24 protein-coding genes are annotated in these 23,000 nt (G+C 74.8%); 12 read left to right on the top strand and 12 right to left on the bottom strand.

Going from position 1 to position 23,000, the window contains the following annotated elements; genetic code table 11:
* The first annotated feature begins 105 nt into the window (after positions 1–105).
* Positions 106–465 carry an STAS domain-containing protein gene (locus ACI8AR_RS09840; RefSeq protein ID WP_457050853.1) on the top strand — a complete coding sequence of 120 codons (360 nt, stop codon included), beginning with the start codon at positions 106–108 and terminating at the stop codon, positions 463–465.
* A 708-nt stretch (positions 466–1,173) separates the two neighbouring features.
* Here the strand turns inward: ACI8AR_RS09840 and ACI8AR_RS09835 are convergent.
* Positions 1,174–1,929 (bottom strand): DUF2382 domain-containing protein, encoded by a 756-nt coding sequence (locus ACI8AR_RS09835; RefSeq protein WP_457050852.1) that lies wholly within the window; start codon positions 1,927–1,929, stop codon positions 1,174–1,176.
* A gap of 446 nt (positions 1,930–2,375) precedes the next feature.
* On the opposite strand from ACI8AR_RS09835, the gene ACI8AR_RS09830 reads away from it, so the two are divergent.
* Positions 2,376–2,639 (top strand): hypothetical protein, encoded by a 264-nt coding sequence (locus ACI8AR_RS09830; RefSeq protein ID WP_457050851.1) that lies wholly within the window; start codon positions 2,376–2,378, stop codon positions 2,637–2,639.
* 26 nt (positions 2,640–2,665) lie between these two features.
* On the opposite strand, the gene ACI8AR_RS09825 is transcribed toward ACI8AR_RS09830, so the two are convergent.
* Positions 2,666–3,124, bottom strand: a complete 459-nt coding sequence (locus ACI8AR_RS09825) for a hypothetical protein (RefSeq protein ID WP_457050850.1) — start codon at positions 3,122–3,124, stop codon at positions 2,666–2,668.
* 150 nt (positions 3,125–3,274) lie between these two features.
* On the opposite strand from ACI8AR_RS09825, the gene ACI8AR_RS09820 reads away from it, so the two are divergent.
* The 4 genes from ACI8AR_RS09820 (at position 3,275) to ACI8AR_RS09805 (ending at position 8,391) form a co-directional block, all read left to right on the top strand.
* Complete coding sequence (locus ACI8AR_RS09820) at positions 3,275–5,539, top strand: MMPL family transporter (protein WP_457050849.1); 2,265 nt, start codon at positions 3,275–3,277, stop codon at positions 5,537–5,539.
* Positions 5,536–6,312, top strand: a complete 777-nt coding sequence (locus ACI8AR_RS09815; protein WP_457050848.1) for an LmeA family phospholipid-binding protein — start codon at positions 5,536–5,538, stop codon at positions 6,310–6,312. Before ACI8AR_RS09820 ends, ACI8AR_RS09815 begins: the two co-directional genes overlap by 4 nt.
* 93 nt (positions 6,313–6,405) lie before the next feature.
* Positions 6,406–6,894 carry a hypothetical protein gene (locus tag ACI8AR_RS09810; protein WP_457050847.1) on the top strand — a complete coding sequence of 163 codons (489 nt, stop codon included), beginning with the start codon at positions 6,406–6,408 and terminating at the stop codon, positions 6,892–6,894.
* Between the two features lie 390 nt (positions 6,895–7,284).
* On the top strand, positions 7,285–8,391 hold the full coding sequence (locus ACI8AR_RS09805) for an MFS transporter (protein WP_457050846.1): 1,107 nt from the start codon (positions 7,285–7,287) through the stop codon (positions 8,389–8,391).
* Positions 8,392–8,441: 50 nt separating this feature from the next.
* Here the strand turns inward: ACI8AR_RS09805 and ACI8AR_RS09800 are convergent, their stop codons facing one another.
* From ACI8AR_RS09800 to ACI8AR_RS09785, 4 genes are all read right to left on the bottom strand, one after another.
* The gene (locus tag ACI8AR_RS09800; protein ID WP_457050845.1) at positions 8,442–8,810 is read right to left on the bottom strand and encodes a hypothetical protein; all 369 of its coding nucleotides are present in this window, start codon (positions 8,808–8,810) and stop codon (positions 8,442–8,444) included.
* A gap of 104 nt (positions 8,811–8,914) precedes the next feature.
* Positions 8,915–9,412, bottom strand: a complete 498-nt coding sequence (locus ACI8AR_RS09795; RefSeq protein WP_457050844.1) for a hypothetical protein — start codon at positions 9,410–9,412, stop codon at positions 8,915–8,917.
* Positions 9,413–9,916: 504 nt separating this feature from the next.
* Positions 9,917–10,453, bottom strand: a complete 537-nt coding sequence (locus tag ACI8AR_RS09790; protein ID WP_457050843.1) for a DUF4396 domain-containing protein — start codon at positions 10,451–10,453, stop codon at positions 9,917–9,919.
* Between the two features lie 165 nt (positions 10,454–10,618).
* Entirely contained in the window at positions 10,619–11,053 is a 435-nt protein-coding gene (locus ACI8AR_RS09785; RefSeq protein WP_457050842.1) for a hypothetical protein, read from the bottom strand.
* A 396-nt stretch (positions 11,054–11,449) separates the two neighbouring features.
* Here ACI8AR_RS09785 and ACI8AR_RS09780 point away from each other — a divergent pair, with 396 nt between their 5' ends.
* On the top strand, positions 11,450–11,644 hold the full coding sequence (locus tag ACI8AR_RS09780) for a hypothetical protein (protein WP_457050841.1): 195 nt from the start codon (positions 11,450–11,452) through the stop codon (positions 11,642–11,644).
* A 68-nt stretch (positions 11,645–11,712) separates the two neighbouring features.
* Here the strand turns inward: ACI8AR_RS09780 and ACI8AR_RS09775 are convergent, their stop codons facing one another.
* Complete coding sequence (locus ACI8AR_RS09775; protein ID WP_457050840.1) at positions 11,713–12,963, bottom strand: extracellular solute-binding protein; 1,251 nt, start codon at positions 12,961–12,963, stop codon at positions 11,713–11,715.
* 575 nt (positions 12,964–13,538) lie between these two features.
* Here ACI8AR_RS09775 and ACI8AR_RS09770 point away from each other — a divergent pair.
* Positions 13,539–14,324, top strand: coding sequence for a hypothetical protein (locus tag ACI8AR_RS09770; RefSeq protein ID WP_457050839.1), 786 nt, complete (start codon positions 13,539–13,541; stop codon positions 14,322–14,324).
* A gap of 77 nt (positions 14,325–14,401) precedes the next feature.
* Here the strand turns inward: ACI8AR_RS09770 and ACI8AR_RS09765 are convergent, their stop codons facing one another.
* The 4 genes from ACI8AR_RS09765 to ACI8AR_RS09750 form a co-directional block, all read right to left on the bottom strand.
* A complete protein-coding gene (locus ACI8AR_RS09765; RefSeq protein WP_457050838.1) occupies positions 14,402–15,055 on the bottom strand; it encodes a hypothetical protein in 654 nt (217 codons plus the stop codon).
* A 135-nt stretch (positions 15,056–15,190) separates the two neighbouring features.
* The gene (locus ACI8AR_RS09760) at positions 15,191–15,715 is read right to left on the bottom strand and encodes a GerMN domain-containing protein (RefSeq protein ID WP_457050837.1); all 525 of its coding nucleotides are present in this window, start codon (positions 15,713–15,715) and stop codon (positions 15,191–15,193) included.
* A gap of 92 nt (positions 15,716–15,807) precedes the next feature.
* Positions 15,808–17,271 carry an ATP-binding protein gene (locus tag ACI8AR_RS09755; protein ID WP_457050836.1) on the bottom strand — a complete coding sequence of 488 codons (1,464 nt, stop codon included), beginning with the start codon at positions 17,269–17,271 and terminating at the stop codon, positions 15,808–15,810.
* The gene (locus ACI8AR_RS09750; RefSeq protein ID WP_457050835.1) at positions 17,268–17,945 is read right to left on the bottom strand and encodes a response regulator; all 678 of its coding nucleotides are present in this window, start codon (positions 17,943–17,945) and stop codon (positions 17,268–17,270) included. Before ACI8AR_RS09750 ends, ACI8AR_RS09755 begins: the two co-directional genes overlap by 4 nt.
* A gap of 254 nt (positions 17,946–18,199) precedes the next feature.
* Here ACI8AR_RS09750 and ACI8AR_RS09745 point away from each other — a divergent pair, with 254 nt between their 5' ends.
* Positions 18,200–18,685 carry an STAS domain-containing protein gene (locus tag ACI8AR_RS09745; protein WP_457050834.1) on the top strand — a complete coding sequence of 162 codons (486 nt, stop codon included), beginning with the start codon at positions 18,200–18,202 and terminating at the stop codon, positions 18,683–18,685.
* 115 nt (positions 18,686–18,800) lie between these two features.
* On the opposite strand, the gene ACI8AR_RS09740 is transcribed toward ACI8AR_RS09745, so the two are convergent.
* Positions 18,801–19,208: a four-helix bundle copper-binding protein gene (locus ACI8AR_RS09740; protein ID WP_457050833.1), complete on the bottom strand. Its 408-nt coding sequence runs from the start codon at positions 19,206–19,208 to the stop codon at positions 18,801–18,803.
* 199 nt (positions 19,209–19,407) lie between these two features.
* Between ACI8AR_RS09740 and ACI8AR_RS09735 the strand changes: the two genes are divergently transcribed.
* From ACI8AR_RS09735 to ACI8AR_RS09725, 3 genes are read left to right on the top strand one after another with little or no spacing between them, the layout of a single operon-like run.
* A complete protein-coding gene (locus tag ACI8AR_RS09735; protein WP_457050832.1) occupies positions 19,408–21,855 on the top strand; it encodes a molybdopterin oxidoreductase family protein in 2,448 nt (815 codons plus the stop codon).
* Entirely contained in the window at positions 21,852–22,334 is a 483-nt protein-coding gene (locus ACI8AR_RS09730; RefSeq protein ID WP_457050831.1) for a hypothetical protein, read from the top strand. The genes ACI8AR_RS09735 and ACI8AR_RS09730 overlap by 4 nt, the downstream gene beginning before the upstream one ends.
* Positions 22,334–22,996, top strand: a complete 663-nt coding sequence (locus ACI8AR_RS09725) for a hypothetical protein (protein WP_457050830.1) — start codon at positions 22,334–22,336, stop codon at positions 22,994–22,996. Before ACI8AR_RS09730 ends, ACI8AR_RS09725 begins: the two co-directional genes overlap by 1 nt.
* Positions 22,997–23,000 lie beyond the last annotated feature (4 nt).

Below are 23,000 nucleotides of genomic sequence, written 5' to 3'. Positions count from 1 at the left end.
GTGCCACCGGCCTCCGGCCCGCCCCGGTGCGGGACCCGGGTTCGTCACGGGATCGCAAAGGTCTCGACCGGGCCGTCGCAATCACGGCTGGACAGGCTCGGTGTCATGACCGCAGCCGCGCCCACCGGGCCGTTCCCGTCTGTTGCGTACGACGGCGACGAGGTCGTCGTCGTACTCACGCCGGCGCTGGTGGCCGACGGCCTGGCCGACGTCCGCTGGCTGCTGTACGACGCGCTGCTGGGCGGCGCACGCACCGTGGTCGTCGACCTGGCCCGGGTGCCGCACCTGGACAGCCCGCTGCTGGCCACGCTCCTGGGAACGCACCGCGTGTGCCGGGCGCGGGGCGGCGCGGTGGTCCTGCGCGGGGCCGGGCGGCGCACCCGGGACGTGCTCGCCCGGACGGGGCTGTGGCGCGTCCTGCAGCTGCAGCCGGGGCGCCGCCGCGGCCAGGACCTCCCCGGGTGACCGGCGAGGACGGGGCCGGCCCGCCGGTCGATGACGGTTCCTTGACGACTCGTCCCACCTCCGGGTCGCGGGCGCCCGGAGCCGGGCGGGCGGGCGAGCCTGGTCCTCCGTGTCGAGGAGGGAGTCGAGATGACGTGTGGGGACTGCGGCGTGGAGCGCCGGGGGGCGCGCTTCTGCACCGGCTGTGGCCGGCGGGTGGTCCGGCCGGTCACCGCGGGCCGGCCGAGGTCCGTCCTCCCGCGTCCGCATGCCACGGTGCCGCCCGGCCCGAGGACGTCGGCGGGCTCGGTGGTCGACCGGTTCCGTGGCGCGCCGGAGGTCGTGGGGCGACGGACGCGGTGACGAGTCGGAGGGGAGCTCGGCGTGACGCGGGCGACCCGCCTCGCACGGTCGTCGGACCGTCGTGCGGCGCCGGCACCGACCGCCGATCGGATCGGGTGGTGAACGCGGCCGTCCGGGTCAGCTCGGGACGATGCGTGACCGGCCGGCCCGATCCGAGCTGGTGAGCCGAGCGGAGGGTGACGCTCCTGCGCCGCTACGCGCGTGAACACCGTGCTGCCCTGCGCCCGCTCACCGAGGTCATCACGGCGGCCGGGCCCGGCCGCGAGGTCGACATCCCCTGGTCCGGCTCCACCTGGCCTCCCGCTGAGAACCGACCCCCGGCGCCGGGCGCCGGGGGCGGGGCCGCGCGGCGGCCGGCGGCGGGGGTCAGAGGCGCCCGTCCGTGGTGGCGGGGCCCTCGACCTCGATCTCCTCCCTGCGCAGGTCCGCGCTGACCTGCTCCTCCTCCGTGACGGTCTCCGTGTCGAGGCTGACCCGCTCGACCGGCACGGCCTCCTTCGCCACGACCGGCCGCTCGGCGTGGAGGGTGACCTCCCGCTCCTCCTCGACGAAGGCGTGCCCGTCGGGGGCGTCGGCGTCGGTGACCGGCTCCCGTCGGACCCGGACCTCCTCGTGGGAGACGGGCCCCGTCTCGGTGACGTTCTCGGTGACGACGTACTTGCGCAGCCGCACCCGGCCGACCTCCTCCGCCCGGGTGCCCGTGACCAGGCGTTCCTCGGAGCGGGTGATCGCGTCGTCGGTGAGCGCCTCGTCGGTGAGCGCTTCGTCCCCGGCGACCCCGCTCGTGGGCGCCGGCCCGGCGGCCTCGCCGAGGTCCATCCCGTAGTAGCGGTAGAGATCCAGTTCCTCCTGGCGGGACAGATAGCCCTTGGCGTCGATCCGGGGGGCGTCCTTCACGGTGCTCTTGCTCACCGACACGCGGATCCCGTCGCCGGTCAGGGCGGCGTCACGGATCGGGACGAAGGACTCCCGGGTGCCGAACAGACCGGTGCGGACGGTCAGCCACTCCGGCTGGTCGGTGTCGTTGTCGAGGTAGACCTCGGACGCCGCGCCGATCCTCTCGCCGCTCGGGTCGTACACGTCCCGGCCGGTGACGCGGTCGATGCTCTCGGTGCCGATCATGGTCTTCTCCGCTCGTGGTGGTACAGGTCCGCCCTGTCCCCCCACTCTCGGGCGCTCCGGGAGGCGCTGCCGCGTGCCGGACCGAGTCGTCACAGAGGTGTCTCGCCCGTGTCATGAAGCCGTCGGGAACACCGGTGACCGGCCCGACGCGGCGAGCGGTGGCGCGTCGTGCCGGCACCGGTCCCCTCGGATGTCACGGGATCGCAAGGGGGTGGCGTGTCGACCGCAACACCGGGCGGGCATCGTCGGAGGTGTCCGCAGGGAACCGGCGGTCCGGCCGGAGGGACCCGGGCCCGGCGGTGTCCGCCGGGGACGACGTCGCCGGCACCGGGGAACTCCGGCAGGACACCGGACCCGGGCGGACGGTCCGACTCGAGCACGACCGCGACCGGCCGACGAGCCAGACCCGCCCGTGGCCGGCGGCCGTCGATCTCCCGGAGCCCAGCATGGTCGCAACCGTCCTCGCACTCCTCGCGCTGTTCCTCGGCGCCGCGCTGGTGGGCACGCTCGTCACCGGCCTCTTCTGGCTGACGCTCGTCGCCCTCGCCGGGATCCTCGGCACGGGCGCCGTGGGGGTGAGCCGGGTCGGCGTCCCGGACGACGACGCCCCGGCGAACGCCCGGCGGAGCCACCTGCGCCTGGTCCGCACCGGCTACGGGGCCGCACGCGGCGACCGGACCGGGCATGGCGGCGTCGACCGGGCGGCGTAGTCCCGACGCCGCCCTGCCCCCGGCGGTCAGTCCGTAGGGGTCGGGGTGGCCGTCGCGGGCGGGGGAGAGGAGGAGGCCGGCTCGCTGACCTCGCAGTCAGCGCTGTCCTCTCGCAGTCGCTGCTGCAGCGGCTGCAGCCTCCGGATGACCTCGTCGAGCCGGGCGGCGTCGAGGGCCGCGGCGGCTGCGCCGAGTTCGTCGACGGTCGCGGCGATGTCCTGCGCGGCGTTGATCGCCCGGAGGCACGCTGCGTTCACCCGGGTCTCGTCCACCCCGCCGGTCGTCTCCGCCGGCGGAGTCGCCGGTCCGGCCGTCGTCGGCCGGTCCGGCTGCGCTGCCGGGGCCGCGGGTGGGTCCTGCCCGAGCAGGCCCACCAGGAGCGCGCCGACGAGGAGCCCGACGACGAAGGTCCCGGCGGCCAGCCATCCCGACCAGGCTCGGCCCGGTCGCTCGGCCCGCCGGCCCTCGGACGGGGTCTGGGCCATGGGGATCCCTCCACCAGACGGTCCCGGGGACGACGGTCGTACCCGGCCGGAACAGCGGTACGCGCCCGGTTCATGACGAGGCGGGAGGCGGGAGTGTCCCCACGGCAGGTGCCGCCGGTCCTCCGGTGGGCCCGGCGGGCGGTCCGCGCGGTGGCACGCGCCCTCCGGGCGACCGTGGTGGCCGGGCGGTGGATCGTGGTCTCGGGCTGGGTCGCCGTCGCCGTGGCGGCGGTCGTGCTGCCGTCCTCGGGGAGCGGCGCCGGCGGCGACGACGTCGGAGCGCTGCTGCCCCCGGACAGTGAGGCGGTCGCCGTCCAGGAGCGCAGCCTCGAGCTGTTCCGCGTGCCGGTCCTCTCCGAGACCTCCGTCGTGGTCCACGACCCGGCCGGGCTCGACCCGCTCACCCGCGCCGACGTCGCCCTCTGGGCGCTGGCGCACACGCAGGCCTCCCTCCAGGGGGGCGTGTCCCCGAGCGGCGAGCAGATCGTCGCGGCGGTGCCGATCCCGACGTCGACACCCGGCACCGCGGTGACCTACCTGTACGTGACCCGAGGGACGTCGCTGTCGGAGGCCACCGCCCTGGCGCGTCAGTACGCGAGCCACTTCCACAACCAGGCGTCGGTGCAGACCTCCGTCACCGGCTTCACCCCGGCCCGGGTGGCGCAGGCGGAGTACCTCGAGGCCCGGCTGCACGTGTTCGAGGTGGCGACCCTCGTCCTCATCGCCGTCGTCGTCGGGCTGACGTTCCGCTCCGTCGTCGCGCCGGTGGTCGTCCTGCTCGTCGCCGGCCTGGCGTACGTCGTCGCGGTGCGCGTGCTGGCCGCCGCGGCCGGGGCGTTCGGCTTCGCGCTGCCCGACCAGCTGCGGCCCCTGACCGCGGCGCTGCTCATCGGGGTGGTCACCGACTACTGCGTGCTGTTCTTCTCCGGCTTCCGCCGGCACCTCGACCGGGGCCTGCACCGGCACGAGGCGGCCCGACGCGTCGTCCTCACCGAGGGCCCGATCGTGGCGGTCGCCGGCGTGACCGTGGCGGCCGGCACGATCGCCCTGCTGGCCGCCGACTTCGACCTGTTCCGGGCCTTCGGCCCGGCGCTGTCGCTCACGGTGGTGGTGGGGCTGCTGGTGTCCCTGACCCTCGTCCCGGCCGTGCTGGCCGTTCTCGGCGCCGGGCTGTTCGCGCCCTCGCGGGTCGCCGGTGGCCGGGCGCTCGAGCACAGCGGCGGCCGGGGGACGCGGTGGCTGGCCCGGCAGGTCGCCGGTCGAAGGGGTGCGCTGGTCGCGCTCGTCCTGGGGCTGGCCGTGCTCGTCCCCGCCGCGACACCCCTCTCCGACCTGCGCCTGGGGGTCTCCTTCACCAGCGGGCTGCCCGACGACGACCCGGTGGCGCGCGGAGCCGGGGTCCTCGACGAGGCGGGGGTCCGCGGCGTCGTGGCGCCGACGGAGGTGATCGTGGAGGGCGAGGGGGTGGCCGGGCAGCGCGAGGCTCTCGGCCGGTTCCAGGCGGGGTTGGCTGCCCTGCCGGGCGTCGCCGAAGTGCTCGGCCCGGCGCAGAACCCGCTGCCCGCCGAGTACGGCGTCGTGTTCTCGCAGGACGGCGCCGCCGCGCGCTTCGTGGTGGTCCTCGACAGCGACCCCCTGTCCGCCACCGCCATCGCCGACCTGCAACGGCTGCAGGACCGGGTGGACTCCCTGCTCGCCGAGGCCGGGGTCGAGGGCGTCACCGTGGGGATCACCGGTCAGACCGCCATCGCCGCCGAGCTGGCGGCCGTCACCCGCGAGAACCTGGAGCGCACGGCGGTCGCCGTCCTGGCCGTGGAGCTGCTGGTCCTGGCGCTGTTCCTCCGCTCCCTGGTCGCGCCGGTCGCGCTGCTGGCCCTGAGCGTGCTGGGGGTCGCCGCTGCGCTCGGCCTCACGGTCCTGGTCTTCCAGGTCCTGCTCGGCCAGCCCGGGCTCACCTTCTACGTCCCCTTCGCCACGGCCGTGCTGCTGCTGGCGCTGGGCTCGGACTACAACGTGTTCGCCGTCGGGGCCATCTGGGACCAGGCGGCACGCCGCCCACTCGCCCAGGCGATCGTGGTCGCCATGCCGGCCACGGCACGGGCGATCAGCGCCGCGGGGATGATCCTCGCCGCGACGTTCGCCATGGTCGCGATCATCCCGCTGAGCACCTTCCGCCAGGTGGCGTTCACGATGGCGGTGGGCCTGCTCGTCGACACCTTCCTCATCCGGCCGGTGCTCACCCCCGCGGTGCTGACACTGCTCGGCCGCACCGCGGGGTGGCCCGGCCGGCGCATCCGCACCACGGCTGCCCGGACCGACGCGCAGGCGCAGGCCGGGCTGCTGGAGGAGGAGGCCGCGCGCCGGCGCACCGACGAGCCCCCGGCACCGGTCGGGTCCCGCGGGCGGGCGGAGTGACCGGCGGCCCGCGCCGGGCCGGCGCCACCAGTCCGCGCCCGGCGCCCTCGGGGACGGGAGGTCGCCGGCGGACCGCCGGGCTGGCGCTCACCGTCGTGCTGGGCACCTGCCTGGTGCTGTGGGCCGCCGACGGGCTGGCCCGCTGGGGAGCTGAGTCGGTGCTGGCACGCGCGGTGCAGGAGCAGACCGGTGTCCTCGAGCGGCCGACCGTGCGCGTGCAGGGCGGCCCGGTCCTGCTCCAGGCGCTGCGCGGGCGCTACGACCACGTCGAGATCGGCGTCGGCGCGCTGTCGTCCGGGCCGCTGCGCGTGGAGGACTACACGGCCGACCTCGAGGGCGTGTACCTCTCCTTCCACGACCTCCTGGACGGCAACACCGCCCGGGTCCACGTGGCGCGGGCGTCCGAGGCGGCCTTCCTGACCCACGACGACCTGGCCCGCTACCTGGGCTTCACCGGGCGACGCCTCGATGTCGAGGCCGCGGAGGACGGTCGACTGCGGGCCGGCGGGACGGTCGACGTGCTCGGCGAGGACCGCGCCGTGTCCGCGCTGGTCGACGTGGGGGCCGAGGGCGCCGCGCTGGTCCTGCGGCCGGTCCGGCTGGAGGCCGCCGAGCCGCTGGAGGGGCTGTCGGAGCTCCTCGTCACCCAGCGGTTCACCGTGCGCATCCCCCTGGACCCGTTGCCGTTGGCGCAGGTCGTCGAGGCGGTGGAGGTGGGACCGGCGGGGCTGGCCGTCCGCACCTCCGGCGCCGCCGTCCGCCTCGGGTCGTGAACCGGACGTGGCGCTCGGGGTCGTGCGTTACAGAGCCATGACGCTTCCGCCGTCCGGGCGGGGCACCGCGGTCCCCGCTCCTACCGTCGGAGCATGGAGACCAGGACGACGCGACGCAGGCGGCTCTCCTCGGGGCTGCTCGCCGGTGCCCTGCTGCTGGTGCCGATGGCCGCCTGCGGGGACTCGTCGGGATCCGAGGACGCCGCCCCGACGCCTGACGCCACCGCGACGGAGAGCGCGCCCGCGGGGGGAACGGGCGGGAGCACCGAGACGGCCGGGCCGGAGGACACCGCCGGCGCCGACGGGCCGGAGGAGACCGCCGGGGAGACCGAAGGGACCGACGCCGACGTGCAGTGCTCGGGGAGCTCGTGCTCGGTGAGCTTGTCCGGGGACGGCGCGTCGGCCCAGATCCTCGGGGTTCCCGTGGTGCTCGGCGGTGTCGAGAACGGGCAGGCGACCTTCCGGGTCGGGGAGCAGGAGCTCACGTGTGGTCAGGGCGAGAGCGTCTCGGCCGGGCCGCTGACCCTCGCCTGTGAGACGGTCACCGAGGACGCCGTCACCATGACCGCCTCGCTCGGCTGACGCGGAGGCCACGCCCGTTGAGGGGCCGGTCACCTCGCCTCCGGCGGGCGGGTGCTGCCGGCCCCTCCGTCCTCGGCCAGGAGGTGGTGACCGACCACGCGACGGGGCGGGTCCCCGTGGTCGCCGTCCCGCTCCTGCGCGCCCACCGGCGATGGCCACGGCGGGGACACCTGGCGAGGGTGCTCCGGTCCCATCGGCTGTCCCACTGCCACTCGTGGGCAGCCCGCGATCGCCGACGTGTCTGATCGTGGGAGTGACCGGGTCCGCCGGGCGACGCGGCGGCCCGTGCACCGGCCAAGGAGGCTGTCACCGGTGGTGCGGGGACATCCGGGCGTGCGGATCGCGGCATCTCCCGGTCATCTGGCGGCGGCCGGTCTCACGGCGATCGCGGTGTCCTTCGCCTTCGCCCGGTACGGGTACGGACTCTTCCTGCCGCAGTTCCGAGAGACCTTCGGCCTGTCCACGCACGCTGCGGGACTGCTCGCCGCCGGCGGGTATGCCGGCTACCTGCTGGCGTTGCTGGCCACCGGAGCGGTGGTCGCCCGGACAGGGCCGCGCCTGCCCGTCCTGATCGGCACGTCGGCGGCGACCCTGGGGACGGCCCTGGTCGCCGCGGCGCCGAACACGGTGGTGCTCGCGATCGGGGTCTGCGTCGCCGCGACGAGCCCGGGGTGGTGCTGGGCGCCCTTCTCCGACGCCGTCGCCCGGCGGGTGCCGCGGGACCGGCGACACCGCACGCTCTCGGTGATCACGTCCGGGACGACGTTCGGCGTGCTCGTCTCCGCCCCGGCGGCCTGGCTGACCGACGAGGGTTCCGCCTGGCGCCTGGCGTGGGCCGGCTTCGCCGTCCTCGCCCTGGGATCGGCGGTCTGGAACGTGCTGCTGCTGCCCGGCGGACCCGACCCGCAACGCACGGACCCATCGGCGGGCACAGCGCCGTGGCGCTGGCTGTGGTGCGTCGGCAGCGCCCCCCTCCTCCTCGGCAGCGCTGGGTTCGGTCTCACCAGCACCGTGTACTGGACCTACGCCGTCGACCGCATCGCGAGTGCAGCGGACCTACCGGATGTCGCGGCACCGGTGTTCTGGGTGCTCGTCGGCGGCAGCGGGATCGTGGGCACCGCCACCGGCTACCTGGTGGCCACCGGCGGACTGCGCCGAACGCTCGTCACCACCTCGATCGCTCTCGGCCTGGCCTCCGCGCTGCTGGTCCTACCGCCGTCCTGGCCGCTGATGGCAACCTCCGCGGTGCTCTTCGGCTCGAGCTTCATGGTCCTCTCCGCACTGCTGGTGATCTGGTCCGGCGAGGTCTTCCCGGAACGACCCGCGACCGGTTTCAGCGCCGCGCTGTGCGCCCTGGCCCTCGGTGCGGTGGTCGGACTCCCTCTGCTCGGCGGCTACGCGGAAGCCCGTGGACTGCCCCTCATGTTCGCTGCCAACGCGACGCTGGTCATCCCGATGGTGCTGCTGCGGCCCCGGTTCGCCCAGCCGGCTGCTTGACGGTCCCTCAACCGGGCGGCGCCGTGGGCGGGGCCGGGCGCTCCCAGAGGTCAGTCGTGCCGGTCGTCCCCGGAGTCCCGCAGGTCGACGCCGCTCCTGTCCACCACTCCTGGCCGAGTGCCTGCGCAGCGCGGCAGCGGTGTCCGTCGGACACCCTGGACCGGTGTCCGCGCAGCACCGGAGCCGGTCCGGTCACCTTCCCGGACATCAGCGCCTGCTCGTAGCCGCTCGTCGAGCAGGTCGTCCAGGCGGCGGCACCGGGCGTCGATCGTCGCGAGCAGCGCCGCCTCCATGTCGGCGAGCTCGGCCTGGCGCCGTCGGACCTCGTCCAGTTCCGTCCGGGCGTCCTCCACGACTGAGTGGAGGGCGCGCAGGCGGTTGTCGATGTGCACGATGCGGTCGGACGGGGACTCGGACATCGGAGCCTCCTCCTGGGCGTTGTGGACGGTCACCTGACCGGCGCAGGCACGGTTGGCGGCACCACACGGCGCGGCAGTTCGGCGTCGAGCTCCGGCGGCGTCGGTCAGGACGCCTCGGCGGACGTGGCCGTGGTCGCTGCCGCGCCGTCCTCGGTGGGGTCCTGGTCGGACTCCTCGCCGGGGAAGTCGTAGGGCGGAGTGGGGTCCTGCTCCTCGGCGGACACCGGGACCTCGATGGTGACCTCGCCGGCCTCGGCGAAGGTGAAGGTGACGGGGATGGACTGTGACGAGCGGAGGGACCGGCCGAGGTCGAGCAGGGTCACGTCCGGTGCCCCCTCCGCGCCGGCGTAGAGGTTGTCGTTCGGGTCGACGCGGAGCGGGAGGCCGGTCCCGTCCCCACTCTCGACGCGGACACCGCCGACGTCCGGTCCGCTGATCTCGACGAGCGAGGCCGGCTCGATGCCGGTGTTGGTGATCGCGAAGAACAAGCGGGCGTCCTCGCCCTCCTCGTACACGCCGTCCAGCGGGTACTCGAGCTGCACCTGGGCGAGGGTCAGGTCCTCGCCGATCCGGAGGTCGGGCCCGATGGCGCCCCCCTCCACCTCCGGTCCCGGATCCTCGAGCGGCGCCTCGTCGTCGATGCCTCCGCACCCGGCGACGGCGAGCACGGCGCCGGCGGCGAGGACCCATCCGCGGACACGGTTCGAGTGCCTCGTCCGGTCGGTCGCGGGATCCAGCGCGGGCTCGTCCGGGGACCGCCACCGGGCAGTGCCGGTCCGGCGCCGGGGGTTCGTCCCGTAGCGGTGACCGCGGGAGTTCGGGTCGGGAAGGCGGTGTGCGGGCTGGGGCGCAGCAGGCGCCGGCATGACGACTCCTCACGAGGGTCGGGACCGGTGGCGGGTGGGTGCCGTCCTCTGCTGCCCCGTCCGGACCGCCGGACGCGGGCACCCTCGGGGATGTCACGCGACCGTCACCTCGGTGCAGCTCGTCGGCTCCACGGCCGGGAGCCGGGGGGCTGCGGCACCTCGACCTCCCCGTTGGGCCGCCGAACGTGCGGCGACCGCGCCCGGGCGCACGCCGCCTGCGGACGCCGTGGTCCGGCAGGATCAGTGGCGGTCGTGCCCGTGTACCTGCTCGCCGGTCGGCTGCTGCTCGGCCGACCCGTGCCCGCCGCCGTGGTACCGGTGCACGACGGCGTGTCCCTTCCCGCGGCCGATCAGCCAGCGGTTGACCGGCACGGTCACGACGAAGGCAACGGCGAGTGCGAAGGCCAGCGCGCCCCAGAACAGCGGGCTGTCCAGGCCGGCGTCCATCGCGCCGGGCACCAGCAGCATGACCGCGTTGTCGACGACCTCCATGACGGTGATGGAGACGGTGTCGGCGGCGAGCGCGACGGGGATCGCCGCTCGCAGCGCCAGCCCGGAGCGCATCACCGGCCCGATGGTGAACGCGTAGCCGAACGCGAACGCCAGCGCGACGGCGAGCACGATCGTCTGCACGTCCGACCAGCCCAACGCGGTCCCGACGACCATGCCGAGGACCTCGCCGATCGCGCAACCGGTGAGGCAGTGCAGGGTGGCGGACACGGCCAGTCGCGTCAGGGGGGCGCCGGTCGGGCGCCCGTCGTGCAGGGAGTGGTCCATCGGTGCTCCTCGGTCGGTCACGTGCAGGTCGGGCAGGTACCCGGCCGCGAGGCGGCGGCCGTCCGGGCTGATCGGTGGCAGGGGCGGCCGGCTGGGTGCCGCGGGTGGCGACGGTTGCGACGACGGGGACGGCGGCGGCCAGCAGCAGTCCGGCCCCGGCGGGTCTCAGCCCTGGGCGTCTCCCGGGACCTCGACGCTGTCGGCGATCAGGTAGGGCTCCTGCTCCCACTCCGCGAACAGAGCATCGTCCAGGTCAGCCCGGAGTTCCGCCTCCGCCTCGCGGACGGTGAAGGACTCCTGGACGGTGCCGGTGACCTCGACGGTCTTCTCGGGGGAGAGCGCGGTGTCCCCCGTGGCGCCGACGACCAGCAGCTCCTCGACGGTGGGGTCGTCGGCAGCGGCGATGGTGAACGCCTCCGGGGTGAGCACCTGGGCGACGTCGGCGGACAGGCTGACCACCTGACCGACGCGGGTGTCGACCTCGGCCGCGAAGGACGTGTCGTAGGGGCCGATGTAGGGCTCCTCGATGAGCGGCACGTCTGCGACGTCGGGGCCGGCTCCCGCGCCGGCAGTGTCGGTGCCGCAGGCGGCAAGTCCCACGGTGAGGGTGGTTGCCGCGACAGCCAGGGTGAGGCGGGTGGTGGAACACGGTCCGCGGGATCGGACGCTGTGCATGGTGGTCCTCTCAGCGCGCCGGGGGTCCCGGCTCGGGTGTGCACCCCGACACGTGTCCGCGCGCGCCGGGCCGCATCCGCAGGTGGTCGGGTCGTCACGGACCTGACACACGCCTCCGGTGTCGTCGTGGGCACCAGCGGCGCACCGTCGCGGGCTTCTGCTGCCGCGTCGCGGACGGGCGGCGAGGTCGCAGGTGACGAAGCGATGTCGCCTGCGACCGGCCCGGCATGACCACCTGGCTGCCGGGCAGAGCGCCCCTCGTCGGCTGGTCGCAGAGAGGGAGGCGTGGACGTGCGCAGGACGCGGAGGATCCTGACCGGAGTGGTGCTCGCGGTCGGACTGGGAGTGACGGGTTGCTCCGGGAGCTCGGCGGGGGACCCGCCCGGGGACGCGGTGCCGAGCGAGGAAGCCGACTCGTCGGGCGACCGGGATCCGGTGGACGGAGGCGAGGAGGACGCGGACGGCATCGACCCGGGCACCGGTGGCCTGGACGACGACGACGACACGGATGGCTGATCCGTGTCGGCCTGTGGCAGGCACGGGGTGTGGCGGACGGCGCACCGTCCGCCGGAGCACCTCGGGCGTCAGAGCAACTGCTCCCCGGCCAGGACCGCCTGGATGAGTGCGGCCGCCTGCTCGCCGGTGACCCCGGGGACGATCGCCTCCGGCGGGTGGTAGGTGCGCTGGATGCCGTAGGAGACCTCGTTGTAGTAGGCGGTCTGGGGTCTCGGTGCCGCCTGGCGGAGCGACTCCCGGATCAGTGGCGCCTGCGGGAACGCCTCGATGACCTCGGGGTCGTCGTAGACCGCGATGGAGGAGGCCGGGTTGCCGTTGGTGATGAAGTAGTAGGCCTGGTTCTGGTCGGAGACGATGCACTCGGCGGCGGCCAGGGCGAGCTCGGGATGGCGGCTGAAGGCGCTCACGCCCAGGTTGATGCCGCCGTACGGCGGGCGGGCGGGATCGTCGGCGTTCACCCGGGGATAGAGCGTCCAGCCGTAGTCGGCGGGGACCGAGGGGTCGAGTCTGCCGGCGTCGACCGCGGACAGGGCGCGGGGCCAGACGAACGGCCAGTTGACCATGAAGCCGCCGTTCGGTCCCTCGAAGGCGCTCGCCGAGGCGTCCTCGGTCTCGTTGGAGAAGGCCGCGCCGGCGACGCCGGAGGTGGCGACCGTCTTCATCACCTCGGCCGCCCGCACCGCCGCGTCGGAGGACAGTCCGAGCTCGATGCCCCCGGGGTCGTCGGCGTGCTGCGTGATGATCGAGCCCCCGGCCGACTCGACGAGCGCGTTGAGCCACACGGTCAGCGACTCCGCGCGGGCGCCCTGGGCGCCGATGTCGGTACCGGTGCGCTGAGCGGCATCGACGACCTGGTCCCAGGTCACCGGGCGGGACATGTCCAGGCCGGCGGCCTCGGCGACGGACTTCCTGTACCAGAGCAGCTGGGTGTTCGCCCAGAAGGGGACCGCGACCACCGCGCCGTCCCAGGTGGAGCCCTCGACGGCGCTCTCGACGACCCCATCGGTGACCCGCTCCTCGACGTCGTCGGGGATGTCGGCGAGGAAACCGGCCTGGGCGAACTCCGGGATGTACGGAGGGTCGAGACTCATGAGGTCGATGGCGTCGTCCTCGGCCGCGAGGCGGCGTACCAACTGCTCGCGCTGGGCGTTGGCGTCCCGCGGCAGCCGGGCGGTGCGGATCTCGTAGGCGCCGTCGGCTGCTCCGGTGCACCGGCGCGCGATCTCGGCCTGCCCACCGGAATCCGGGTTGGTGTACCAGGCGAGGGACGGCACGCCGTCGTCGTCGCTGCCACCGCACGCCGCCAACGTCGACGCCACGAGCAGGCCGGCGAGGAGGCACCCGGCTCGCCGGCCGGACGCGGGAGCGCGGGAACCGGATCCGCCGCGCCGGCCGGGATGAGGGCGGTTGACGGGCAGCACCACGATCGCCTCCGGTGGTCGTCCTGTGCGGGCCGGTCCGGTGACGGGGGAACACCGGACCGGCGTCCCCACCGTGGCCCCCGGGTGGTGATCGCAACCTCGGTCGCGGACGTCGTCAGCGGGATGTCACACGGCTGCGCTGCGCGGGCCCCGGATGTGACGGCTGCGTGACCACCGCACGTGTCCTTGCGCACGGCCACCGGGTCTCCCGGCACCGCCGGGGCGCGGGACGCGCGTCGCCGTGGCGGCTCGGGCAGCCGGTCAGCGGCTTTGCGACCGTGTGACGAAGCGGCCGGGCCCGACACGGCCGGCCGTGTGGTGGGCAGTCCTCTCGCCGTCGACGACGCCTGTGAGACGAGAGGGAGCATGACCAGCACCCGGTACCGCGGCGGGGGAGCCCCGGCGCCCGCCGCCGCCCCGTCGCCCGGCGTGGCGGGCTGTGACGCCGGTCAGGCGCGGTGATGGACGTCGAGGTGACGACCACCCAGAGCGTCGTCGGGGCGCTCGTCCTGGCGGCCCTCCTGGCCGGGCTGCACCTGTCCGCACCGCACCTCAGACGGCTGCCGCTCGTCCCGGAGCGGGCGACCGCCTCGTTCGCCGGCGGGCTCGCCGTGGCCTACGTCTTCCTGCACCTCCTGCCGGAGATCGCCGAGGGGAACCAGGCGATCGGGGAGGCGCTCGACGACGTCGTCGCCCCGACACCCCTGGTCGACCTGGGGATCTTCCTGGTGGCGCTCGGTGGCTTCGCGGCCTTCTACGGCCTGCAGCGGATGGCCGACCGGCGGGCGCCCGCCCCGTCGCGCACGCCGAACGGGCAGCCGATGCGGACGGACGAGCCCGGCCGCGTCTACTGGCTGCACGTCGGGGCGTTCACCGTCTACAACGCCCTCATCACCTACACCATGGCGCTGCGGCTGCGGACCGGGCTGGTCTTCGCGCTCCTGTTCACCGTCGCGATGGGCCTGCACTTCGTCCTCACCGACCGCTCGCTCGAGGAGCACTACCCCCGGCGCTTCCCCCGCACCGGCCGGCCGGTCCTCGCCGGCGCGCTCGTCGCCGGGTGGCTCCTGGACGCCTTCTTCGCACCCACGAGCACCCTGGTCGTCGCGGTGCTGACCGCGTTGCTCGGGGGCTCCATCCTGCTCAACGTCTTCAAGGAGGAGCTGCCGGCGACGGGACGGTCCAGCTACCCATGGTTCCTCACCGGCCTCGTGCTCTACGCGGGGCTGCTCGCACTGGTCACCGCACTGGGGGAGTGACCCGCGACAACCCCTGCGACGGCGCCCTCCCCGTCACTCGCGTGACCGGATCGACGCCTGCGTGCCGGGACCTCTGCTCAGGTGGTCCCGTCCCCCGGCTCGCGGACGAAGTCGTCGGGCGGCACGTCCGGGTCCTCCGACAGCCACCGGCTGGTCCCGGCCGGGTCCCGCCGCTGCAGCTCGGCGATGAGGACGCCCCGCCACCGGTCGCGGTCCCCGGGGGCCGGGCTGCCGGACAGGGGCGCCGCCGTCAGGTCGCGCCACTCACGGAAGAGGACGTCGACCGGGAGGGTGCGGAGGAAGTCGTGCGGGTCCTCCCGGCTGGCTTCCGGGGCCGCGGCCTGCCGGGAGGCGTGGTGTGGGTCGGGAACCGAGCCACACCACCATCCGACGGCCAGCGTCGGGGCGAGGGAGCCGGCGAGCATGCCGAGGGGGAGGAGGCCGACGGCCGCCGTCCCGGCCACGGCCGGCGGCAGCAGGGCGGCACACACGGCGGCCTTCGCGGGGTGGGGCAGGGGCGGCAGGTCGGAGACCTCCGCACGGTGCAGCAGGCGGACGAAGCCCCCGGTGAGTGCGGCGAAGACCGTCCCGACCAGCAGGGAGGGGGCGGGGTGGATCACCGCCCCGAGGACGACGAGCGGGCCGAGGACGACGGCCGCGACCGGCGGTAGTGCCCGGCGGGCAGCGGCCTTGAGGCCGGGGGTCGTCACGGAGAGCGCGCGGGCGGCCATGGAGTCCTCCGTCCGGATCACAGGTGTGCACCGTCGACCTCGGACCTGCTCGGCTCGACGCGCGACCTCACCTGTTCGGCCGGATTGTCATCTGTTCCTCACACGACCTGTGCCGACCCTCCGCGATGCCCGCGCTCAGCCCGGCGTGGTCGTCGCGCTGGACGGGGTCCCGGCCTCGGCGGGGGAGGACGCGGCCGGCTCGGGAGGCGCGACGGACCGGTAGTCGTCGCGGCCCACCGGCCGGTCGGTCAGACCGTCATCGGTCGGCACCTCGACGGGGGTCCCGTCCACGACGAAGCGGACGCCGGTGACCGCCGGCAGGTCGGTGAGCGTCCAGACGACCTGCGCCACCGCGAGCAGCTGGTTGCCGCCGGTGATGCCGGCGAACCCGCGGGTCACCGCGACCGTCGCGACGCCGTCGGCGCCGACGTCCTCGACCCCGACGACCTCGGGAGGCAGCGCGGTGCGGATCCCCCTGCCGGCCTCGGGGCGGGAGGGGCCCTCCACGAGCTGCTCGAGCGCCGCCTGGGCGGTGGCGGCGTCGGTCCGCCGCTCCACCGGGGTGAGGTCGGCGCCGCTCACGAGGAAGAGGGTCACCCGGGGGCCGCCGGCGGAGGAGCCGTCGGTGGTCTGGGCGGACGGCTCGGCTGCGGCCGTCACGGGTTCGGGTGCGCCCTGCGGGCGGACTCCGCATCCGGCGAGGAGCGCGGCGACCAGCAGCGCGACGGGACGTACGGAACCGCGCGAGGTGCTCACGGGGCCGGCCGGACCGGGAGCTCGATCGCGAAGCGGGCTCCTCCGGACGGGCTCTGTCCCACGGTCACGGTGCCTCCCATCGCCTGGACGTGACGGGCCACGAGGGCGAGCCCCAGGCCGGCGCCCTCCGTGCGGGTGCGGAGCCCTCCGCTGCCGCGCGCGAACCGCTCGAAGATGCGGCTCCGCTCCTCCTCCGGAACGCCGGGGCCGTCGTCGTCGACCAGGACGCAGGCGGTGCTGTCCCCGCGGGCGACCGTGACGCGGGACAGCCCTCCGCCGTGCTTGTCCGCGTTGTCCAGGAGGTTGCCCAGGACGCGTTCGAGGCGGCGCTTGTCGGCCTCGATCACGGCCTCGCCGGCGTCCGTGCGGACCTCGAGCTGCGCCGTTCCCAGGCCGGACAGCCTGCGGCGCGTCAGGGCCTCCTCGACCAGGGCGGCCAGGCGGACCTCCTCCACCGCGAGGTCGGCGTTGCCCGCGTCGGCGCGGGAGATCTCCAGGAGGTCGGCGACCAGCCGTTCGAAGCGGAGCACCTCCGTGCGGAGCATGGCCAGTCCCTCCTGGCCGTCGGGTGGCAGCCGGTCGGCGCCGCTGTCGACCAGATCGAGAGCACCCAACATGGCGGTCAGCGGGGTGCGCAGCTCGTGGCTGACGTCGGCGGCGAAGCGGGCGTCGGCGCGGACCCGGGCCTCCAGGGCGGCCGCGGTCCGGTTGAACGAGGAGGCGATGGGGGCGAGGGAGGGATCCCCGCGGGGATCGATGCGGGCGGACAGGTCACCGCCGGCGACGGCCCGCGCGGCCCGGGCGACGCGGTCCAGCGGCCGCAGGGCGGGACCGGTGACCCACCAGCCCACCGCCAGCGACAGCGGCACCAGGCCGATCAGCGCCACGGTGAGGCCCACACCGAGAACGCGGTAGGTCTTGTCCAGCTCGTCGAGCGGGAAGACCTCGAAGTACGCCTGGCCGGGATCGGCGAGCGGGATGCCGACCGCCATCATCGTGCGGCCCTCCACCTCGATCCGCTGCCGGGCCGCCGTGCCGTCCAGGACCGTCTCCGCGAGGACGGCGGGGACGGCGTCACGTCCGATGAGCAGCGACGTCGTCACCCACTCGCCGGCGTCGACGTACAGCGAGACGGAGCCCGTCTCGTGGGGGAGCTGGGCGAGCAGCTGGGGGATCGTCAGGCCCTCGGTGCCCAGGGCGCGCTGGACCTGGGCGGCGTTGGCCGCGGTCTGGACGAGGGTGGTCCGCTCGCGCTGCACGAGCAGGTACTGGGACACCGCGACCCAGACCGCCACGGCCAGCAGGGTGGAGATGACCACGGTGACCGCGGTGAAGGCCAGCGTGGCGCGCCCGCGCAGGGTGTGTCTGCGCCCCGCGCGACGTCCCGGGTCGGCAGGCGCCTCCTCGATGCGGGCGTCGGCGGTCCGGGTCGGGTCCGGAGGGGACCGGAGGATCGTCATCCGGGGACGCGGTAGCCCATGCCGCGCACGGTGGTCACCACGGTGGGGTTGCCGGGGTCCTCCTCGACCTTCTTCCTCAGCCGCCGGACGTGCACGTCCACCAGCCGCGAGTCGCCGAAGTAGTCGTATCCCCAGACGCGCTCGAGGAGTTCCTCCCGGCTCAGCACGCGCCCGGGATCGGCAGCCAGCTCGCACAGCAGGCGGAACTCGGTGCGGGTGAGGTCGACCGGTCGCCCGTCCCGGGTGACGGTGCCGTCCTGCGGGGCGATGTCCAGGCCGCCGATCGTGATGTGGGTCCGTGGCTCCGGGACGCGGGTGCGGCGGGCCAGGGCACGGATCCGTGCGGACAGCTCCTTCGCCACGAAGGGCTTGGACACGTAGTCGTCGGCACCGGCCTCCAGGCCGGCGACGACGTCGTGGCTGTCCCCCCGGGCGGTGACCATGATGATCGGCACGTTGGAGGTGCGGCGGATCTCCCGGCAGACCTCGAAGCCGTCCTTGCCGGGCAGCATGAGGTCGAGGAGGACGACGTCGAAGTCGCGCTCCCCGAGGCGCTTCAGCCCGGCCTCGCCACTGTCGGCCTCGGTGACGTCCAGCCCCTCCCGCTGCAGCGTCATCTGCACGATGCGGCGCACCCGGGGGTCGTCCTCGACGATCAGCACGGACCGCGGCACGTCACTGAGTCTGCTCACTCGGCTCCTGCTCGACCAGCCTCTCGGCGCTGACCGCCCGACGGTGGGCGGCCGGATCGACCGTGACCGGCGGGAACGGCGGTCACCCCCTCGGCCGCCCGTCTGTCACGGGATCGTCATGTCGGCGTCGACACCGACCGGTCCACGGTGGTGGAGCGGTGACGGCGCGGCGTCCCGGGACGGCGGCCCGCGGCTCGAGCGGGGACCTCGTCAGCACCTGGCTGCGCGACAGATCCATGACGAAAGCCCCTGACCCGTTGGGGCCGGCGCGCGAACACGGGACCGTGGTCATCGGCCGCCTGCGGCCGGGACGTCGACCACCAGACCGCGAGGATGGGAGGGCACGCACGATGGACAGCAGAGAGGAGAACGGTCGCGGCCTCCGAGGGGCTCCCGAGGGGCCGCGAGACGCAGCACCGCCGGCGGTCTCCTTCACCGAGGCGATCGACCGCCGCACCGGTCGCATCCGCGCGAGCGGGCGCCTCGACACCAGGGCGGCGGACATGCTTCGCGGCACGGTGGACGCGCTGCGTCGGGAAGGCTGCACGTGGGTCGTCGTGGACCTGGACGGCGTGCAGGCCGACGACGACGGAGCGGACGCCGTCCGCTCGCTGGAGAGGGGAGTGGTCGCCGACGGCGGTCACGTGACCCTGGTGAACTGGCAGGACCGTGGGGCTGGTCGGCTCGACGGCCACACCGGCGATCCGGGCCGGACGGGCTGAGGCGCCCCACGGCGGTCACGGTCCGCCTGGCGTCCACCTCGCCGTCGCGCTCTCGTCATCGCCGACGGCCCGTCGTGTGAGGGACGGACCGTCGGCGATCACGGTCGGCCCTCCGTCACTGCAGCCCGGCGACGAGCGAACGACAGGCCTCCTCACACCGCCGACATGCCTCCGCGCACACCCGGCAGTGCTCGTGCATCTCCGCGTGCGACCCGCACTCGGCGCCGCAGGCCTTGCAGGCGGCAGCGCAGGCCTCGAGGACGGCCCGGGTGAGGTTCGCGTCGTAGCCGGTGTGCCGGGACAGCACCCGGCCCGTCGCCTCGCAGACGTCGGCGCAGTCGAGGTTGGTGCGGATGCACTTCCTCAGATCGGCGACCATCTCGTCCGACAGGCAGGCGTCGGCGCATGCGGTGCAGGCCTGCGCGCACTCGACGCAGGCCTCGATGCACTCCTGCAGCGCCTGGCGGTCGACCCCACCCAGGTCCTTCGGATACGTCTCCAGCATCTGCCCGGCAACGGTCACGGGTTCCTCCTCGTGCCGGTGGCGGACGTCCGGTGCACGTCCGCGGGGGGCACCGACCCGCTGCGCCCTACCCGCGCCGGCTGGCGAGCCGGGCGATGTCACGGAACCGTCATGTGCGTCGCCGCGCCTCCTGGGCGCGTGCGGGTAGGCGGGACGGGGCCCGCCACGGGCCGGCCGGACACGCCAGGGAGGAGCCGCGATGGCCCGCATCGACCGCATCGCCGAGCCGTGGGGGACCCGCACCCCGTACGGGCCGGGGGAGACCTGGCCGACCCGCGTGGACACCTTCCTGGCCGACGGGCTGACCGAGGACGACGTCGACCGCTGGGTGCAGTCGGCGACGATCCTGCACTCGAACGGCGACGGGCTGGACATCGCGGTCAAGGACGGCCGCATCGTCGGGGTCCGGGGGCGCGCGGTGGACCGGGTCAACCACGGCCGGCTGGGACCCAAGGACCTGTTCGGCTGGCAGGCCAACAACTCCCCGGACCGGCTGACCCGGCCGCTGGTCCGCCGCGACGGCGAGCTGGTCGAGACCGACTGGGACACCGCGATGGACGCCGTCGCCGGCCGCTGCCGGGAGCTGCTCGACGAGCAGGGGCCCAGCGCGATCGGCTTCTACACGACCGGCCAGCTGTTCCTGGAGGAGTACTACACCCTGGGCCTGATCGCCCACGGCGGCATCGGCACCAACCACGTCGACGGCAACACCCGGCTGTGCACCGCGACCGCCGCGGCCGCGCTCAAGGAGACCTTCGGCTCCGACGGCCAGCCCGGCAGCTACACCGACGTCGACTCCGCCGACGTCATCTGCCTGTACGGGCACAACATGGCCGAGACGCAGACGGTGCTGTGGACCCGGGTGCTGGACCGCCTGGCGGGGCCGAACCCGCCGGCGGTCGTCTGCGTGGACCCGCGGGAGACGCCGGTGGCCCGGGCGGCGACCGTGCACCTGGCCCCGCGCCCGGGCACGAACGTGATGCTGATGAACGCCCTGCTGCACGAGATCGTCGCGAACGACTGGGTCGACACCGGCTATGTCGAGGCGCACGCGGTCGGCTACGAAGAGCTGGCGGCGCGCGTCGCGGACTACACCCCGGAGGTCGCCGCCGGGGTGTGCGACGTCCCCGCGGAGCGGATCCGGGAGGCCGCCCGGCTCATCGGCACCGCGCAGCGGCTGCTGTCCACGGTGCTGCAGGGCTTCTACCAGTCCCACCAGGCCACCGCGGCCGCCGTCCAGGTCAACAACGTGCACGTCCTGCGCGGCATGCTCGGGCGGCCCGGCTGCGGCCTGCTGCAGATGAACGGCCAGCCCACGGCGCAGAACACCCGCGAGGCCGGCGCCGACGGCGACCTGCCCGGCTTCCGGAACTGGTCCAACGACGCGCACGTCGCCGACCTCGCCCGGGTGTGGAACGTCGACCCGCTCGACATCCCGCACTACTCGCCGCCGACGCACGTCATGCAGCAGCTGCGCTACATCGAGGAGGGCTCGATCCGGTTCTTCTACGTCACCGCCACGAACCCAGCGGTGTCACTGCCCGAGCTGGCCCGCATCCGCTCGCTGCTGTCCCAGGACCGGTTGTTCCTCGTCGTCCAGGACCTCTTCCTGTCCGAGACCGCGCAGCTGGCCGACGTCGTCCTGCCGGCCGCGACGTGGGGGGAGAAGACCGGCACGTTCACCAACGTCGACCGCACGGTGCACCTGTCGGAGAAGGCGGTCGACCCGCCCGGCGAGGCGCGCCCCGACCTGGACATTCTCATCGACTTCGCCCAGCGCCTCGGCCTGGAGGACAAGGACGGCGCCCCGCTGGTCACGTGGACCGACCCGGAGGGCGCGTTCGAGGGCTGGAAGGAGTGCTCCCGCGGCCGGCCCTGCGACTACAGCGGCCTGTCGTACGCCAAGCTGCGCGAGCGCAACGGCATCCAGTGGCCGGTCACCGAGGACGCGCCCGACGGCACCGAGCACATCTACGTCGACGGGCAGTTCTGGGCCGCACCCGACTACTGCGAGAGCTACGGCCGCGACCTGGTCACCGGCGCGCCCCTGGACGAGACCGAGTACCGGGCGCTCAACCCCGGCGGCAAGGCGGTGCTCAAGGCCGCCGAGTACCTGCCCCCGCACGAGGTGATCAGCGAGGAGTTCCCGTTCCAGCTGATCACCGGCCGCACGCTGTACCACTTCCACACCCGGACCAAGACCGCCCGCGCGCCGCAGCTGCAGGCCGCCGCGCCGGAGGTGTGGGTGGAGATGTCGGCTTCCGACGCCGCCGATCGCAGCTGGGGCGAGGGCGACCTGCTGGAGGTCCGCACCCCGCGCGGCGCGGTCGAGGGCCGGCTGCGCGTCAGCGGGATCCGGCCGGGGGTGGTGTTCCTGCCGTTCCACTACGGCTACTGGGACGAGCCGGGCGGCTCCGCGCCGGACGGTCGCGGCCGGGCCGCCAACGAGCTGACCCTCACCGACTGGGACGCCTGCTCCAAGCAACCGATCTTCAAGACGGCGGCAGCGGCGGTGACCCGGGTGGCCGTCGGTGACGGTCCCGCGCCGGCGCCCACGACCACCGGGTCGCGGCCGGTCGCCGCGCACGTGCCACCAACCCGCGGCGGCGACGACGCGTTGGCGGTCGAGGAGGAGGACGCCCGGTGAAGCTCGGACTGGCGATCGAGGAGCTGCACCGGGCCGAGAACCACCTCGCCCGGGTCCTGTTCGCGGTCTCCGACCGGCACAAGGCCGACCACGAGGTCTTCCACGTCGCCCGCGACGTCGCCCGCTGGTCCCAGCGGCACGTCACCGAGCTGGCCCGCGCCGGCGCCGACTTCGGCGTCGACCTGGACCCGGAACCGCCCGGCGACCCCGGCATCCTCGAGAGGGTGCGGCAGGCCACCTCGGACCTGCTCGGCCGCCGGCCCGAGCCCGGCCTGCTGCTGCTCGCCGACCTCCGCCACGTGCACCGCGAGGCGGCCGGCGTCTCGCTGGACTGGGAACTGCTGGCCCAGGCCGCGCAGGGGGCGCGCAAGCGGGAACTGCTGCAGCTGGCGGAGCGCTGCCACCCGGACACGCTGCGGCAGATGCGGTGGGCCAACGCCAAGCTCAAGGAGTCCGCGACCCAGGCGCTGGTGAGCTGATGGACGCCCCGCAGACCCGGGTCGTCCTCCGGCCGGTCGCGACACCCCTCCCGCTGGGCTTCCTCGCGCTGGCCCTGGCCACCACCGTCTTCGCCGCCGTCCAGCTGGGCTGGGTGCCGCCGGCCGAGGGCCGGGTCGCCGCGCTCACCGCGCTGGCGGCCACCGTGCCGCTGCAGCTGCTGGCCGCGGTGGTCGGGTTCACCGCCCGGGACCCGGTGGCCGCCACCGGCATGGGCGTGCTGACCGGCACCTGGGGCGTGGTCGGGTTCACCACCCTCACCGCACCGCCGGGGGCGACCAGCACGGGGCTGGGCGTCCTGCTGCTCACCGCCGCGGTGGCCATGCAGGTGCCGGCGATCTCCGCCGCGGCGAGCAAACTGATCCCGGCGGCGGTCATGTGCCTGGCCGGGATCCGGTTCGCCGTCACCGGGGCGTACGAGCTCACCGGCTCGGCGGCCTGGAAGACGGCCGCGGGCTGGGTGGGTCTGGCGCTCGGCGTGCTGGCGCTGTACGCGGCGCTGGCCCTCGAGCTCGAGGGCAGCGAGCGGCGCACGGTCCTCCCGCTCGGCCGGCACGGCGCCGGCCGCTCCGCCGTCCGCGGGCGAGGGCCCCTCGGCGCGGACGACCTGGCGGCGGAGGCCGGCGTCCGGCCGCAGCTGTGACCGA

The organism is Geodermatophilus sp. SYSU D01036 (genome assembly GCF_054050435.1).
The sequence above is the reverse complement of the archived record's forward strand: the minus strand, read 5'-3'. Positions and strand labels throughout refer to the sequence as shown.

Excerpts from the sequence above, each read along its gene's own strand:
- ACI8AR_RS09840 (WP_457050853.1), top strand. The coding sequence starts at position 106 with ATGACCGCAGCCGCGCCCACCGGGCCGTTCCCGTCTGTTGCGTACGAC.
- ACI8AR_RS09835 (WP_457050852.1), bottom strand. The coding sequence starts at position 1,929 with ATGATCGGCACCGAGAGCATCGACCGCGTCACCGGCCGGGACGTGTAC.
- ACI8AR_RS09830 (WP_457050851.1), top strand. The coding sequence starts at position 2,376 with ATGGTCGCAACCGTCCTCGCACTCCTCGCGCTGTTCCTCGGCGCCGCG.
- ACI8AR_RS09825 (WP_457050850.1), bottom strand. The coding sequence starts at position 3,124 with ATGGCCCAGACCCCGTCCGAGGGCCGGCGGGCCGAGCGACCGGGCCGA.
- ACI8AR_RS09810 (WP_457050847.1), top strand. The coding sequence starts at position 6,406 with ATGGAGACCAGGACGACGCGACGCAGGCGGCTCTCCTCGGGGCTGCTC.
- ACI8AR_RS09800 (WP_457050845.1), bottom strand. The coding sequence starts at position 8,810 with ATGTCCGAGTCCCCGTCCGACCGCATCGTGCACATCGACAACCGCCTG.
- ACI8AR_RS09790 (WP_457050843.1), bottom strand. The coding sequence starts at position 10,453 with ATGGACCACTCCCTGCACGACGGGCGCCCGACCGGCGCCCCCCTGACG.
- ACI8AR_RS09765 (WP_457050838.1), bottom strand. The coding sequence starts at position 15,055 with ATGGCCGCCCGCGCGCTCTCCGTGACGACCCCCGGCCTCAAGGCCGCT.
- ACI8AR_RS09755 (WP_457050836.1), bottom strand. The coding sequence starts at position 17,271 with ATGACGATCCTCCGGTCCCCTCCGGACCCGACCCGGACCGCCGACGCC.
- ACI8AR_RS09745 (WP_457050834.1), top strand. The coding sequence starts at position 18,200 with ATGACGAAAGCCCCTGACCCGTTGGGGCCGGCGCGCGAACACGGGACC.
- ACI8AR_RS09735 (WP_457050832.1), top strand. The coding sequence starts at position 19,408 with ATGGCCCGCATCGACCGCATCGCCGAGCCGTGGGGGACCCGCACCCCG.
- ACI8AR_RS09725 (WP_457050830.1), top strand. The coding sequence starts at position 22,334 with ATGGACGCCCCGCAGACCCGGGTCGTCCTCCGGCCGGTCGCGACACCC.